Source organism: Nocardia brevicatena NBRC 12119, from assembly GCF_000308495.1.
GTDB classification, from domain to species: domain Bacteria; phylum Actinomycetota; class Actinomycetes; order Mycobacteriales; family Mycobacteriaceae; genus Nocardia; species Nocardia brevicatena.
Map to the genome: position 1 here is coordinate 157,541 of NZ_BAFU01000044.1, position 14,629 is coordinate 172,169.

Annotated in this window: 12 protein-coding genes; 9 read left to right on the forward strand and 3 right to left on the reverse strand. The window is 68.6% G+C overall.

From position 1 onward, the window contains the following. From ON20_RS09390 to ON20_RS09415, 6 genes are read left to right on the forward strand one after another with little or no spacing between them, the layout of a single operon-like run. A complete protein-coding gene (locus tag ON20_RS09390) occupies positions 1-1,416 on the forward strand; it encodes a hypothetical protein (RefSeq protein WP_218002479.1) in 1,416 nt (471 codons plus the stop codon). After that, positions 1,413-2,873, forward strand: coding sequence for a hypothetical protein (locus ON20_RS32985; protein ID WP_083864778.1), 1,461 nt, complete (start codon positions 1,413-1,415; stop codon positions 2,871-2,873). Before ON20_RS09390 ends, ON20_RS32985 begins: the two co-directional genes overlap by 4 nt. Positions 2,874-2,875: 2 nt before the next feature. Beyond that, on the forward strand, positions 2,876-4,276 hold the full coding sequence (locus ON20_RS09400) for a glycosyl hydrolase family 28-related protein (protein WP_245547131.1): 1,401 nt from the start codon (positions 2,876-2,878) through the stop codon (positions 4,274-4,276). Further along, positions 4,277-4,840, forward strand: a complete 564-nt coding sequence (locus ON20_RS09405) for a YdcF family protein (protein ID WP_083864779.1) — start codon at positions 4,277-4,279, stop codon at positions 4,838-4,840. Positions 4,841-4,865: 25 nt separating this feature from the next. Further along, positions 4,866-6,194 (forward strand): glutamate-1-semialdehyde 2,1-aminomutase, encoded by a 1,329-nt coding sequence (locus ON20_RS09410; protein ID WP_086008947.1) that lies wholly within the window; start codon positions 4,866-4,868, stop codon positions 6,192-6,194. Beyond that, positions 6,191-7,411, forward strand: a complete 1,221-nt coding sequence (locus ON20_RS09415; RefSeq protein ID WP_083864780.1) for a glycosyltransferase — start codon at positions 6,191-6,193, stop codon at positions 7,409-7,411. Before ON20_RS09410 ends, ON20_RS09415 begins: the two co-directional genes overlap by 4 nt. Before the next feature lie 452 nt (positions 7,412-7,863). On the opposite strand, the gene ON20_RS09420 is transcribed toward ON20_RS09415, so the two are convergent. Beyond that, positions 7,864-8,334, reverse strand: a complete 471-nt coding sequence (locus tag ON20_RS09420; RefSeq protein WP_040834633.1) for a VOC family protein — start codon at positions 8,332-8,334, stop codon at positions 7,864-7,866. 52 nt (positions 8,335-8,386) lie between these two features. Here ON20_RS09420 and ON20_RS09425 point away from each other — a divergent pair, with 52 nt between their 5' ends. From ON20_RS09425 to ON20_RS09435, 3 genes are all read left to right on the forward strand, one after another. Beyond that, positions 8,387-9,280, forward strand: a complete 894-nt coding sequence (locus ON20_RS09425) for an AraC family transcriptional regulator (protein ID WP_245547132.1) — start codon at positions 8,387-8,389, stop codon at positions 9,278-9,280. 77 nt (positions 9,281-9,357) lie between these two features. Next, positions 9,358-9,771 (forward strand): DoxX family protein, encoded by a 414-nt coding sequence (locus ON20_RS09430; RefSeq protein ID WP_040834755.1) that lies wholly within the window; start codon positions 9,358-9,360, stop codon positions 9,769-9,771. A 361-nt stretch (positions 9,772-10,132) separates the two neighbouring features. Then, positions 10,133-10,585 (forward strand): universal stress protein, encoded by a 453-nt coding sequence (locus tag ON20_RS09435; RefSeq protein ID WP_040834634.1) that lies wholly within the window; start codon positions 10,133-10,135, stop codon positions 10,583-10,585. Positions 10,586-10,702: 117 nt separating this feature from the next. Here the strand turns inward: ON20_RS09435 and ON20_RS09440 are convergent, their stop codons facing one another. Beyond that, positions 10,703-13,045: a HelD family protein gene (locus ON20_RS09440; protein ID WP_438803396.1), complete on the reverse strand. Its 2,343-nt coding sequence runs from the start codon at positions 13,043-13,045 to the stop codon at positions 10,703-10,705. A 206-nt stretch (positions 13,046-13,251) separates the two neighbouring features. Continuing rightward, on the reverse strand, positions 13,252-14,598 hold the full coding sequence (locus tag ON20_RS09445; protein ID WP_040834636.1) for a diguanylate cyclase domain-containing protein: 1,347 nt from the start codon (positions 14,596-14,598) through the stop codon (positions 13,252-13,254). Positions 14,599-14,629: the final 31 nt, after the last annotated feature.

Genomic DNA, 14,629 nt, shown 5'->3' on the forward strand with positions numbered 1-14,629 from the left:
GTGTCCCTGCCGGCTTCGAATACACCGTTGTTGGTGATCGGGGCGGCGTTGGCGACGATGATCATCGCGGCGCTGTTGAGCCGGGGGGTGCTGCGGGTACTGCTGATCGCGCAGGCGCTGTATTGGACGATGTCGTATGTCGCGCGACCGATCGTGTTGTTGACGGTGCGTCCCGAACCCCGTTTCGGCGACAATGTCGCGGACCCGCGGCTGGCCGAGATCGGCTACGACTTCGGTATCGAGGCGGCGCTCGAGCCGGTGGCATTCGGCCTCACCGTGTACGCGCTGATCGTCCTCGGCTACGTCCTCTGGACACGGCGTCGGCACCGGCCCGGTCCCGCACCGTTGGCCGGCGACCCGGATCTGATCGGCACCCTGTGGGTCCTCTACGTACTGGGCACTTTCGCCCGGCTGCTCAGTGCGGCCACCGGCGCGGCGGGTCGGGCCGGTGACGTGCAGAGCGCTTCGCCGATACTGAGTCTGCTCACCATGCCCGCCACCCTGGGCGCGGTCGGGTTGATCGTATTCGCCCGCTCGCCACGGCAATCCACCACCATCGCCCTGCTGGGCGCGCTGACGGCGGGCGAACTCTGGTGGACCACGGCGACGGAGTCGAAGACGCCGGTCCTGGGGGCGGCGTTGGCGGTTGCCGTGCGGTTCGCGCTCACCGGCTGGACGCGGGCGAAAGTACTCGGCATCGGCGCGGTGTCGGTCGCCGGTATCGTCGGCTTCGACTGGCTGCAGTCGTTGAAGACCTCGCCGCATCTGCGTGCCGAGGCGGCCGCGATCGACGGCTCCTATCCCGACGCCGTGCGCCCGTTCCTGAGTCTGCTGCGCCGCTTCGACCTGCTCGAAGCCGCGACCGACGCCTACTATGTGGGCCCGAGTTCCTGGTTGGGCCCGGGCGAAGTGGTGGGGCATCTGGCCCGCAGTATGGTGCCGGCGCAGTTGTTGGCGGAGGAGAAATTGCACGCCGGGACCGCCTGGGCGGCCGAGGTGCGCGGCGCCTCGGTCGATATGAGTCAGGTCTCGGTCTCGCTGGCGGAAGGCAATATCCCCGAGGGATATGTGATCGGTGGGACGGCAGGGGTGGTCGTCGGGGTGACCTGCACCGCGATCATCCTGCTGGGATGGGCGCGCACGCTGTACGCACGGCATCTGGTGCCGGTGCTGTTCGGGATCGCGCTGATCGAGATACCGGTGGTATTCGAACGCGGCATGCTCGGCAGCGCCGAAACCCTGGGCAAATATCTACAGGTCGTAATGCTGGCCTGGCTCGTCCGGCTGGCGGTGGGGCAGTGGCGGCGCACGCACGGTTCGCTCGGGCCGCGGCCCGGCGAACCCGATCGAGAACCGACGACCCGGCCACTCACGGCACCGGCCGGCGCGACCGTGGGAAGTGAAGGAAGACAATGATGGAACTGCCCGATTACCTGCGCCTGGTGCGCCGCTACTGGGCGGTGCTGCTAGCGGGTCTGGGACTCGGACTGGGATCGGCGATGTTCCAGGTCGAATCGACGCCGAAAACCTACACCGCCACCAGCACCATGTATGTGACGATGGCGACCGGCACCTCGGTGGCCGACTCCTATCAGGGCGGTCTGGCCGCCCAGCAGCGGGTGCGGTCCTACCTCGAGCTGACCACCAGCGACTATGTCGTGGACCGGGTCATCGGTCAGCTCGGCCTCGACCTGGACCGTGACGAACTTCGTGCCAAGGTCACCGCCGACACTCCACCCGCGACCTCCCTGCTGCGCGTCTCGGTGACCGACGATGACCCGGAGACCAGCCGTATCCTGACCGACCAGGTGGTGGCGCAGTTCCGCGCCCTGGTCGACACATTGGAGACCATTGAACTCACCGCGGCCCCCGCCGCGCGGGTCGCGGTTGTCGATGCCGCGCGGGTTCCGGCCGAAGCGAGCGGTTCGGGCGGAACCCGGCTGCTGGTCGTCGGTGGGCTCGCCGGGCTGCTGTTCGGCGCGCTCGCGGCCTATCTGCTGGACCGGCTGGACAAGCGGGTGCGCGATGTGGCGGGACTCGAAGCGCTCGGGCAGCCCGTGCTGGGCAGAGTCGTACTCGGCGGCTCCGGCGAAATATCGGACCTGCGGTCGGTGCGGGCGCGCCTCCCGCGGGCCGAGCGGATCGTGGTGACCGGGCTCGGCCGGCGCGCCGAACCCAGGTTGGCGCTCGGTCTGGCTTCGGTCCTCGGTGCGACCGGTGAGCGGGTGCTCGTGGTCGACGCGAACACCACCGGCAAGGGTGTGTCCGTCCTGTTGCCCGATCCCCTCCCGCGGTCGGCGGCGCCCGTCGACTGGCCCGTCCGCAACGGGCGGCCGCGCCATGATCCGGTCGTCGCCGTATCGAGTCGCACCACCGCCGCCGTCCGCGGCGAGGTTTTCGACCCTCCGACGGTCAAACTGGACCTGCGTGCCGCCGGCGATATCTCGCCCGACGAGCCGGCCGTGGCGGCCGATCCGCCTCCGGCCGAACTCGGTGCGCGCGCCGCGGACGGTTTGGCAGCGGTACTGCGTGAGGACGCTCGCCTCGAGGAAATTTTCATCCCGTGGCCGGACAGGTCGGTCACCGTCCTGGCGCTCGGTGACGCCGACGAGCGCACCCCGGATCTGCTGGCGTCGACCCGTTTCGACGCGATCCTCGCCGAGGCGGCGAAACGTTTCGATCGGGTCGTCGTCGACACCGCCCCCGCGGATGCCCCGGCCGTCGCATCGAAGGCGTCCTGCACCGTCGGTGTGGTGCTGCTGGGCCGTGACCGCGGCGACCGGATCGCGTCCACGCTCACCGCGCTGACCGGGGCGGGCGCCTCGATGGCCGGTACGGTGGCGGTATCCACCCGGCGGAACTGGTGGCGGTGATCGTGAGCGAGAGACACACCGGGGAACCGGCCGGGCGTGGCCGGCGGTGGATCCAGCGCCGCGATCTGCTCGCGACCGGGCTGACGGCCGCCGGAATCGGTGCCCTCACAGCGCCGTTGGCGTCGTCCGGCCCACCGCCCGCACCCGTTGTCGTGCCCATCGGCGCGCCCACTGGATCGGGGTCGGACACCGTGCGCGATATCCGCGCATTCGGCGCGGTCGGCGATGGCGAGGCCGACGATACGGAGGCCTTGGCCGCCGCCTGCCGCACCGGGGGCGCACCGCCGGTGGTGTATCTTCCGGCCGGCGACTATCGGATCACGGCCTGGCCCGACCTGCCCGATTACGCCGTCGTCTACGGTGACGGCGCCGATGCCACCACGGTGTTCTGCGATCAGGACACCACCCTGGTCGACCTCGAAGGCAAGCAGCGGATCCGATTCGCGCGGATGGGCTTCTACCTGACCGGGCCGACGGCCACGGCGGTGCGGCTGGCGGGATGCTTCCGCTGCGGTTTCGACACCGTGCTCATCCGCGGCAACCATCTCGGCGACAACTACCCCCGATACGCCGAGCAGCGGGGCGTGGTGCTGGAGGCCAATACCGGCGGCACCTCCTTCATCGACTGCGATATCAACAACTTCGGGGTCGGCCTCGTGACCTCCTGTATCCAGAACTACGTCACCTCCTCGAAGTTCACCGGCAACCGGATCGGCGTGCTGGGTACCGGTAACGACCACAACGCCGGTCTGTCGCTCACCAATGCCGAGTTCGTCTCCGACACCGACCCGGCCACCACCGACCGGCACCTGGTCGTCGAGGGCGCGGCCAACAACTGGTGGCTGACCAATGTCTGGTTCGAAGGCGCCGAGGTCGCGGTGCAGGTGGGCACCGCCGGTCAGGGCGGGCCGTCGCAGTTCGGGATGGTGAACTGCAAGGTCGCGGCACGAGCCTGCGATATCGATCTGGTCTATTGCCGTCAGCCTTATCTGGCGAATATCGCCTTCGACGCCGACCCGGACAGCCGACCGATCGAGTTGCGGATCGACGAGGCCGGGTGTCCGGAGGGCATCGCGATCAACCTGATCTCCGGTTCCGGCGACGAGATCGTCCCACCGGTCTTCCCGCGCAATTGGCAGATCATCGGTCGCGGCCATATACATCGGCCGACGTTCACCGGCACCGTTACCGCGCGCGGTAGCGGCCCGGACGAGATCCTGCGCGCCGTGGCCCCCGACGGGGCCGGACTGGCTTCGGTGTTGGCCAGTGGGGCGTGGCTGTCGGATCGAGCCGATGCCGGTGTGGTGCTGAAGGACCCGGAGGGCGGGTACTGGCGCCTCGTGGTCTCTCCCGACGGCGCCCTGCGCACCGCCCCGCTGGGCCGGGATCGACCGGTGCGCTAGATGAACGGGGACACACGCAGAGCGCACGGGCTCCGGTGGTGGCAGGCGGCGGTGGCGGGCCTGATCCTGGTGACCGTCGCGGCCGTCGCCGGCCTGCCGGTGTTCGTGCACCCACAGCTCGATCCGCTGCGTCCCGCCGACGCCATCGTTGTGCTCGGCGGGACACCGTACGAACGTTTCGAAGTCGGGCTCGAGCTCGCCCGCGAACGGTGGGCGCCGGAGTTGCTGATCTCCGCATCCACCGGCCTCGACGATCCACGCATGGACCGCTACTGCCGCACCGAATACCCCTTCCGGGTGACGTGTTTCGAGCCGCGCCCGTGGACCACACGCGGTGAGGCCCAGGAGATCCGCCGGCGCGCCGCCGCCCACGGCTGGCGGCATATCATCGTCGTCACCTTCACGCCGCACGTCTCGCGTGCCCGCTACATCGTGGGCCGCTGTTTCGACGGCGAGCTCACCATGGTCGCCAGTCCCAGCCGTACCGACCCGCTGTTCCAGGCGTGGATGTACGTGCGGCAGAGCGCCGGATATCTGAAGGCGTTCACCGAGTTCGGCTGTTGAGCCGCGAAACGCAGGAGCGAGTGTGATCACCGATTTCGGTCGAAGTGATAGCGTCCAAGCGCGGATGCACGAGCTGGTGCCCGGCGGCGCCCATACCTATGCCCGCGGCCCCGACCAATACCCCGAGCATATGGCGCCGGTGCTGGTGCGCGGGCACGGTTGCCGCGTCACCGACTGCGATGGCAACGAATTCGTCGAATACGGGATGGGGTTGCGGTCGGTGACGCTCGGGCACGGCTACCGCCCGGTGGTCGACGCCGTGGCCGCGGCGATTGCCGACGGCGTCAGCTTCTCCCGGCCCACAACGATGGAATTGTTTGCCGCCGAAGACTTCCTGGATCTGGTCCCGGGCGCGGACATGGTGAAATTCGCCAAGAACGGATCCGACGCCACCACCGCCGCGGTGCGGCTGGCGCGAGCCGTGACCGGGCGAACCGTCGTCGCCGCCTGCGCGCAAACATTCTTTTCGGTCGACGACTGGTTCATCGGCACCACGGAGATGTCGGCGGGTATCCCCGAGCAGCCGACCGTGTGCTTCCCCTACGGCGACCTGCCGGCGTTGGAGCAGGTGTTGACGGGACGGACGGTCGCGTGTGTGGTCATGGAAGCCGCGACCGCGCTGCACGAGCCGCCGCCCGGCTATCTGGCCGGGGTGCGGGAGCTGTGCGACCGGTACGGGACGCTGCTGGTGTTCGACGAGATGAGCACCGGATTCCGGTGGGCGGCCGGCGGCGCGCAACAAGTGTACGGAGTAGTGCCGGACCTGTCGTGCTGGGGGAAGGCCATGGGCAACGGGTTTCCCATCTCCGCCCTGGCCGGGCGGCGCGAGTATCTCGAACTGGGTGGATTGCGCACCGATGACCGACGCGTCTTCCTGCTGTCCACGACGCACGGTCCGGAAACCGGTGGGCTGGCCGCGTTCCGAGCGGTGGCGCACGCCTACGCCACCACCGATCCGATCGCCCGGATGGACCACGCGGGCCGGCGGCTGCGTGCAGGAATCGAGGAGATCACCGCCGAACTCGGCATCGGCGACCATCTCCGCCTCGCCGGGCGTCCCGCATGTCTGCTGTTCCAAACCCTCGACCGGCAGGGACGGCCGTCTCAGGAGTTCCGCACGCTGTTCCTGCAGGAACTTCTGCGTCGCGGTGTGCTCGGCCAGTCCTTCGTCACCTCCGCCGCCCACACCGACCGCGATATCGACCAGACCGTGGAAGCCTGTCACGGCGCCGCCGCCGTCTACCGGCGGGCCCTCGAGCAGGGCACGGTGGCCGGCCTGCTCGAGGGACGCCCTGTAGCCCCGGCGCTGCGCCCGTACGCCGCGCCGCGTCGACTCGCGGGGGTGCTGCGATGAGTCGGCGCGCTCGGCGGGAGGTGAACTCGGCGGGGCGTGTCCACGAAGGTCGGTCGGTCGGCTGCGACGCGCCCGCCTCGAACGGTGCGCGCCTGGCGATCGTGCACGAACGGTTCACCGAATACGGCGGATCGGAGGCGGTTGTCGGCGAACTGTCCCGCACCTGGCCGCAGGCAGCGGTGTTCGCGCCGATCGTCGATCCCGTCGCCGCACCGGCGTTCGCCCACCCGCCATGGGATATGGTCTCCGACACCTGGCTCTCCCGCGCCTACGCCACCATCGGTCGGCGCTCGCACGCCCCGTTGTTGCCGCTGGTTCCCCGCGCCCTGCGCCGTCTGCCGCTGCGCGACCGCTTCGACGCGGTGGTGGTCAGCCATCACGCGTTCGCGACGCAGGCGGTGTTCGCCACCGACGCCCCCGTGATCGCCTACGTGCACAGCCCGGCCCGCTGGGCGTGGGAGCCCGCGTTCCGAGCCCAGGAGGCGAGCGGCCCGGTCGGACGCGCCGCCCTGGCCGCCCTCGGTACCCTGGCCCGTCGTGCCGAGATCGCCGCCGCCGGCCGCCTCGCCGCCGTGGTGGCGAATTCCCGTGTGGTCGCCGACCGGGTGCGGGACCGATGGGGCCTGCCCGCCGTGGTGGTGCATCCCCCGGTGCGCCTCGATCGTTTCTCCCCCGATCCGACGGTGCCGCGCGAGGATTTCCTGCTGTTCGCCGGTCGGCTCGTCCCGTACAAACGCCCTGACCTTGCCATTCGCGCCGCGCAGCGGGCGGGCCGCCGCCTGGTGGTGGTCGGTGACGGCCGCTACCGTTGTCGGCTCGAGGAGATCGCCGGCCCCGAAACCACCTTCCTGGGCGCCGTGCCCGACGCGGTGCTGGTCGATATGTACCGCCGCTGTCACGCGCTGCTCATGCCCGGTATCGAGGATTTCGGCATCGTTCCGGTGGAAGCGATGGCCTGTGGTGCACCCGTTCTCGCGGTGGGCGAGGGCGGCGCCCTGGATACCGTGCTGCCCGGTCTCAGCGGCGCGCATATCCCGTACGGCTCCGACGACGAGGTGGTCGATGGCTTCGCCGCCGTCCTGCGTGACCCGTCCACCACCACCCTCGACCCGGACCGGGTCCGCGGTCATGCGGAATCCTTCGGACCCGAGGTGTTCCGAGCCCGCATGGCCGAGATTGTCACCCGCGTCCTGGAGACCGCTGCGTCGATCGCCTGAACCGTGGTGCCCTGCCCCGGCCGAGCCCGGGTCGGCCTGTCCGGGGCAGGACAAGTGGCCGTGGGACGGCCGCCGTGGTCGTGATCTCTGCCGCTTCGCCGACGTCGTATACCCTTCCCTCGGCGGGTAGGCCACTGTGATCAGCGGTGCGGTTACCGCCGAGCAAGGTGATCGGGTGGGTACCCGATTGGTGGGATACGAGCGGTTTTCACCGGTCGAGCGTAGTTTCGAGGCATAACGGTGGAGCGAGCAGAGATGGGATCGGGTCGGTGATCCGCTACTGCCGGACGGGGAATGGAACACACGCGCTTCGCGCGGCCGTGCCGCTCGGCGCGGCTCGTTTCGCTGCCGAGGTCGGCCTTGCCGTACGTGTCGTCGAGTGCCGGAAAACCGGGGAACCCGGTCGCCGGCGTCCCGGAACGTTCAGGGCCGCCGCCCGGGGCGCGGTCCGATCAGGACTGGGTGGCCAGCCACTCGTTCACGCGGCGTTCGGCTTCTACCCGAGAGACGTCCTCGACGCGGGTCATCACCACCCAACGGTGCCCGAACGGGTCCATGACGACGCCGTAACGGTCACCGGTGACGAAGGTCTGCGCTTCTTCGACCGAGCGGGCCCCGTTGTCGGTCGCCCGCGCGATTACGGCATCGACATCGGGGCAGTAGTGCACGATCGAGGTGTGCACCCATTCGCCGTTGGGTGCGAGCACCCCGGTCTCGGGGATCGGCATACCCATCTGAATGGTCGAGTCGCCGATTTTCAGTTCCGCGTGCACGGGCTGTCCGTCGGGGCCGTCGTTGCGGGAGAGCACCTCCGCACCGAATACGGCGGAGTAGAAGTCGAGCGCCTTGTTGGCGTCACCGACCGCGATGAAACAGTTGATGGAGTGGTAGCCCTCGGGGATGGGATTCACGGTATCGCTCATGCGGACAACTCTGCCCGCGGCCCACGCTCCGGTCTTGTAAGAAAGCGACACCATGCCCGTGCCCGGTGACCCGGCGGCGCCGCCACCGCACGCGGCGTCGATGACCGACGACCGCAAGGGCATTCTGCGTCCCTACGAACAGGGCAGATACCGCACGCTGAACCGCTTGCCCGCCGGCCCGGCGACGGCCGCCTATGTCGAATGGTATTGGTCGGTGCGGTGGGATCTGCACGGTCGGTCGGCCTACCCCGCCGAGGTGCTGCCGTACCCGTGTGTGCACATCACATTCGAACGCACCGAAACCTGTTCCGGCGGTTTCGTGAACGGGGTCTGCACCAAGAAATTCGTTCGTGAACTCCGCGGGCGCGGTGAGACGTTCGGGGTGCGGTTCCGCCCGGGTGGTTTCGGCGCGTTCACCGGCCTGGATGTGGGCGCCTTCCGGGACAGCGTGGTCGTGCTCGACGAGGTCCTGTCCGGCACCGGTGACCTGACCGAGCGGGTGCTGGCCGAACCCTCCGATACCGGGCGCCGGCGAATCGTCGAGGAATTCCTGTCGACCCGTCCGGTGACCGTCGACCCCTCCTATCGACTCGTCCTGGATATCGTCGCGACCATGGCCGGCGACCAGCGGTTGACCCGAGTGGATCAGGTCACCGAGCGATTCGGGGTACCGACGCGGACACTGCAACGGCTGTTCCGCCGCTATATCGGGGCCGGTCCGAAATGGGTACTGCGCCGTTACCGTTTACAGGACGGTGCCGATCTGCTCGCCCACGGCAGAAGCGACGATCTCGCCGCTTTGGCGGCCGAACTGGGATATTTCGATCAGGCGCATTTCACCAAGGAGTTCACCGCCGAGATCGGAATGACGCCGGGGGAATATGCCAAGACTTCGTTACGTTCTCGCGACGAAGTGATATCGAAAGTCATACCCACGACGCGATAGTGTCCGTCCGCCGAATGCAACGTGCGAGCGTTGAGATGGGCAGGGGCGGCCCATCGACGGCGATGAAGGAGCGGGACATGGATGTCGTGGTGTTGATCGGCCGGGTGTTGTTCGTGATTTTGTTCCTCAGTTCGGCCTTCGGGCATTTCGCCCAGACCAAGAACATGGCCGGATATGCGCAGAGCAAGGGCGTGCCCATGCCCGAGATCGCCGTCCTGGGCTCGGGCGCCCTGCTGCTGCTCGGTGGGCTGAGCATCCTGCTCGGCATCTGGGCCGATCTCGGTGCGCTGCTGCTGGTGATCATGCTGATCCCCACGGCCGTGGTCATGCACCGGTTCTGGGACGAAACCGATGCGGAGGCCACCCGGACCGAGATGGTCCAGTTCAACAAGGACATCGCCCTGGCCGGCGCGGCTTTGATGCTGTTCGCTTTCTTCGCGCATACCGAGGATCTGGGTTTGACGATAACCGGCCCGCTTTTCTCGATGTGATCGCGGCTCCGCGAAAGAAAACGTCCGGCGTCCCCGTGGGCGGAAAACCTCACGCTCCTTCCGGGGTAGGGCGGTTGTGTGATGAATATCCCAGGGCACCAACGTCGTTCAAAGCGGTTGTGGCGTATCACAACAATCGTTTCCGGTCGGTGAATCGGCCCAGGTAGGCAGGGTCCCGTCGTGGTTCGAGCGGCGGGGGTGACGCACGCGTGCGGTGGACACGCCGATGTGATGCGTTTCGAATCGAAATAATCCACGGCGGGTTGCCGCTATGGTCTACGCAGTCGCTGTGCTGCTGTATGCCCTCACATGGCGGGGCTGCGGCGCAGACGCGTTTATACCCTGCACAGTTGGAGGAGAAATGACCGCCTACCGGACTATTGTCGTCGGTACCGACGGCTCGGACTCGTCGTATGTCGCCGTGGACAAGGCCGCCGCACTGGCCGGGAGCGCGGGCTCGACGCTGATCGTCGCCTGCGCCTACTACCCGACCGACGAACGCGAGGTCGCCGTGGCGGCGGATATGCTCAAGGACGAGGCCTACCAGGTTCGCGGTTCGGCCCCCACCAACGAGATCCTGCGCGCCGCGCGGGACCGGGCGGCCGCCGCGGGCGCCAAGGAGATCGTCGAGCGCGGCATCGTCGGGGAACCGGTCGAATCGTTGCTGAACCTGGTGAAGGAGACCCAGGCCGATCTGCTGGTGGTCGGCAACCGGGGCCTCAACACCCTCACCGGCCGGCTGCTGGGCTCGGTGCCCTCGGACGTCGCGCGCAAGTCCCTGTCCGACGTACTGATCGTGCACACCGTCCGCTGACAGGGCCACCGCGCCTGCCCGGTGTGGCCGCGAACGCCCGCACACCTCATGAGGCAGGCGGGCGTTCACGCTGTGGGAATCCCGCGCCGAGACCGTCGGACCGGTGGTTCCGACGACTCAGTGCGCCAGTGCGCGCAGGACTTCCGGCAGGTCACCGGTGTGCACGACGGTGAGCCGCTGGGTGGCGCGGGTGAGCGCGACGTAGAGATCGTTGAGACCACGCGGGGATTCGGCGACGATATCCCGCGGTTCCACCAGACAGACCGCGTCGAATTCCAGGCCCTTCACCTCCGACACCGTCAGTACCCGCACCGATTCCCCACCGTGCGCGGACAATTCGCCGACCAGAGTGTGTGGCGCGATCACCGCGGTGGTACCGGGACCGTGCTCTTCGGTGAGCACCGCCGCCACTGCGGCACCACGTTCCGATTCCCGCACCCGGCGGGCCCGCGGCCGGTGTCCAGAGGCGCGTACCGACCGGGGAACCCGCGCCGACGGGTCGATGGCGGCGAGTACATCGGCGGCCACGGCCATGATTTCGGCCGGGGTGCGGTAGTTGACGGTGAGTTCGGTGAGCTTCCAGCGTGTGGCCACATACGGTTCCAGCATCTGCTGCCACGACGAGGCCCCGGCCGGATCACCGGTCTGGGCGATATCGCCCACCACCGTGATCCACCGGTTCGGGATGCGGCGCATCACCATACGCCAGGCCATTTCCGACAGTTCCTGCGCCTCGTCGACAATGACGTGGCCGTAGGTCCAGGTGCGGTCTCCGGCCGCGCGTTCGGCGGTGCTCTGCCGGGTTCGGACCTGCTGTCGCTCCGCCAGCTGGCTCGCGTCGATCAGGTCGTAGGCCATGAGGATCTCCGGGTCCAGTTCGTCCTCCAGATCCTGAGGTGCGGAACCGGTCAGGATGTCCAAGGCGTCCTGGGCCTCGGCGAGCTGGGCGCGCCAGCGGCGGCGGGCGCGTTCGCGTTCGGCGGTATCGTCCACGCCGAGCAGTTCGGCTAACTCGTCCAGCAGCGGGGCGTCGGCGGCGCTGAACTCGCCGGTGTCCGGGCGCAGCAGTTCCGCGCGGTCGGCGGGATCGAGCACGGCCGCGGCGCGATCGAGCCGCTCCCGGTCGGCGAACAGATCGGTGAGCACCTGCTGCGGCGACAGGATCGGCCACAGCGTGTCGATGGCCCGCTGGATCTGCGGGTCGGCGCGCATATCGTCGGTGATCTCGGACAGGTCCTCGGCACTGAGCAGGCTGTGCCGGCCACCCATCGGGTCGGCGCCCATGGTGCGGGCGAGCTGATCGGTGAGGGCCTCGATCACGGCAGCGGCGAAGACCGGGCGGGCCAGGTTGTGGGGGCGACGGGAGGACCGGCCGCGGCCACGGGCCCGGGTCGCGGTCTTGCGGTCGATGGTGACCGGGTAGCCGTCGAAGGTGAGTTCGACGGGTTCGGCGGGCACCTGCTGGCGGTCCCGGACGGCGTTCTTGAGGATGTCGAGCACGGCCGGACAGCCTTTGAGTTCCCCGGCCCGCAGCGAGTCCGCACGGGTGGCCTTCACTCCGGGGTACAGATCGCCGATGGTGGACAGCAACACGCCGGTCTCGCCGAGGGAGGGGAGTACCTGGCCGATGTAGTCGAGGAAGGTGGCATTGGGTCCGATGATCAGCACACCGCTCTTGGCCAGCTGCCGACGGTAGGTGTAGAGCAGGTACGCGGCGCGGTGCAGGGCCACCGCTGTCTTGCCGGTGCCCGGACCGCCCTGCACCACCAGCACACTCTTGTGCTCGGCGCGGATGATCGCGTCCTGTTCGCTCTGGATGGTTTCGACGATGTCGTGCATATGACCGGTGCGGGCCGCGTTGAGCGCCGCCAACAGCGCGCTCTCGCTGCCCACGCCGCTGTCGGCGGTGATCGCGCGGGCTCGTTCGGCCGCCTCGAGGTCGAGATATTCGTCGTTGACCCCGGTGACCCGGCGGTTGCGGGACCGGATGTGGCGGCGGCGTACGACCCCGTCGGGGGCGGCGGTGGTGGCCAGATAGAACGGGCGGGCCAGCGGGGCGCGCCAGTCCAGCAGCAGGGACTCGTAGTCGTGCTCCTCGTCGAGGATGCCGAGCCGGCCGATATAGCGGCGCTCCGGTTCGGTGTCGCCGTCCGACCCGTCGTCCGCGGCCATATCGATCCGGCCGAAACATAGGCCGTGCTCGGCGGCATCGTATTTCGCCAGATCCTCGGTGTAGAGCTGGGTGAACGATTCGCGTTCGCTGCGGGCCTGCGGGGTGCCGCCGGTTTCCAGCAGCACGGTGCGCAACCGGTTCTCGGCGTAGGCGCGCATATCGTCGAGGCGGCCGTAGAGCTCCGTCAGATACTCCTGTTCCTGCGCGATGTCCCGGGTCGCGTCGTTCACCGGCGCCGCGTCGGGGCGAGCGGTGCCATGGCGCTCCTGAGTGCGATGGTCGGGCAAAACTGGACTCCTTGTCACCCCGGGCGTACCTTCCCTCCGCCGCGGCTGTGCGCGGGTCGTCGTCAGGGGAGGACAGTTGACTGCGCATGCCGAGCGGACGGCTTTCATGGCCGCGGCACATGTGTGCACGGAATTGTCGAGTTTACTGCGAGTCCGGGTGGCTTGCCGGTCCCCGCCGGTCGCGTCGTGGGTCCGGGGGCGCCGGATCAGCTCACGTGCTCGTTGTCGGGTCGCCGGCCGCCGAGCGGGTTCTCCCGGGGGTTCGGCGTCTTGTCCCGGTACATGGCGATATCGGCGTCGTGCAGCACCGCCTCCGGCATGCGTCGGTCCTCCGGGTCCAGGGTTGTCACCCCGATGGAGGCTGTCAACGCGATCCGGTGCCCGCGCGCCACGATAGGTTCGGCCATCGCCGAGCGCAGCCGCTGGACCAGGGGTTCCAGGTTCCCATCGGTGGGATCGCCGGACAGCAGAACCAGGAATTCGTCGCCACCGAGCCGGCCCACCATATCCTCGGCGCGCAGCGCCCGCTGCAGTCGTTGCGCCACGATCTGCAGCACCGTATCGCCGATGGCGTGGCCCATGGTGTCGTTGATCGATTTGAACTCGTCCAGATCGATGAACATCACTGTGGACACGCTCCGGTGCGCGCCCGCGTTGAGCGCCCCGGCCAGCTGGGACAGGATCAGCGAACGGTTCCCCAGCCCGGTCAACGAATCGTGGGTGGCCTGGTATTCGAGCTGGTCGCGGCTGGCGCGGAGCTCGGTGATATCGCCGAACGAGGACACCGCCGCCGAATCGGGGTCGCTCGGGATGAGCAGCCCGGACGATACAACCAGCCACCGCTCCTGCCCGTCGGGACGGGTGATGCCCATAACGAAGCCGCGGATCGTCTCGCCGGTAGCGAGGGTCCGCGCCACCGGATGACGGGACCGCGGCAGCGGCCGGCCATTGGTGTCCCGCATCGGCACCGGCAACCGGGTGATGTCCGTGCCGACCAGCTCGCGCCGCTCGTCGAGACCGAGGATGCGTCGCGCGGCGGGATTCGCCGAGAGGATGAGGCCGTCGCGCTGGATCACCGCTACGCCTTCATCCAGCTGCGACACCACGGCGGTGAAATGCTGTTCGGCGCGGCGCTGGGCCTTCTCGGCTGCGCGCTGTGCGGTGAGATCGTGGATGGATATCTGATAGGCCAACCGGTCGTGCCAGGGGATGACCACCGAAATCGTGGCCACCGGTACCTCACGTCCGTCCACTCCCATCAGCGTCATCTCGGTACGCGGTGAGGCGGTGCCCGGCCGGCCGGCGGACAGCTCGGCGATGCAGCGCTTCATGGCGGGAACCGAATCCGGGTGCACGAAACGCCTCATCTCCTGACCGACGAGCTCGTCGGCGCTCTCGGCCCCCAATATGCGCACCGCGGCCGGATTGACGTAGACGATGACGCCACGTTCGTACACGCACGCCCCATTCGGGCTGTGCTCGACCAACGTACGGTAATGCTCCGCCAGCTGTTCCGCGGCGGCCGTTCTCTGCCTGGCCGCGTTGTCCGTCACGCGAAACCTCCGATCATCCCTGACCCCGATC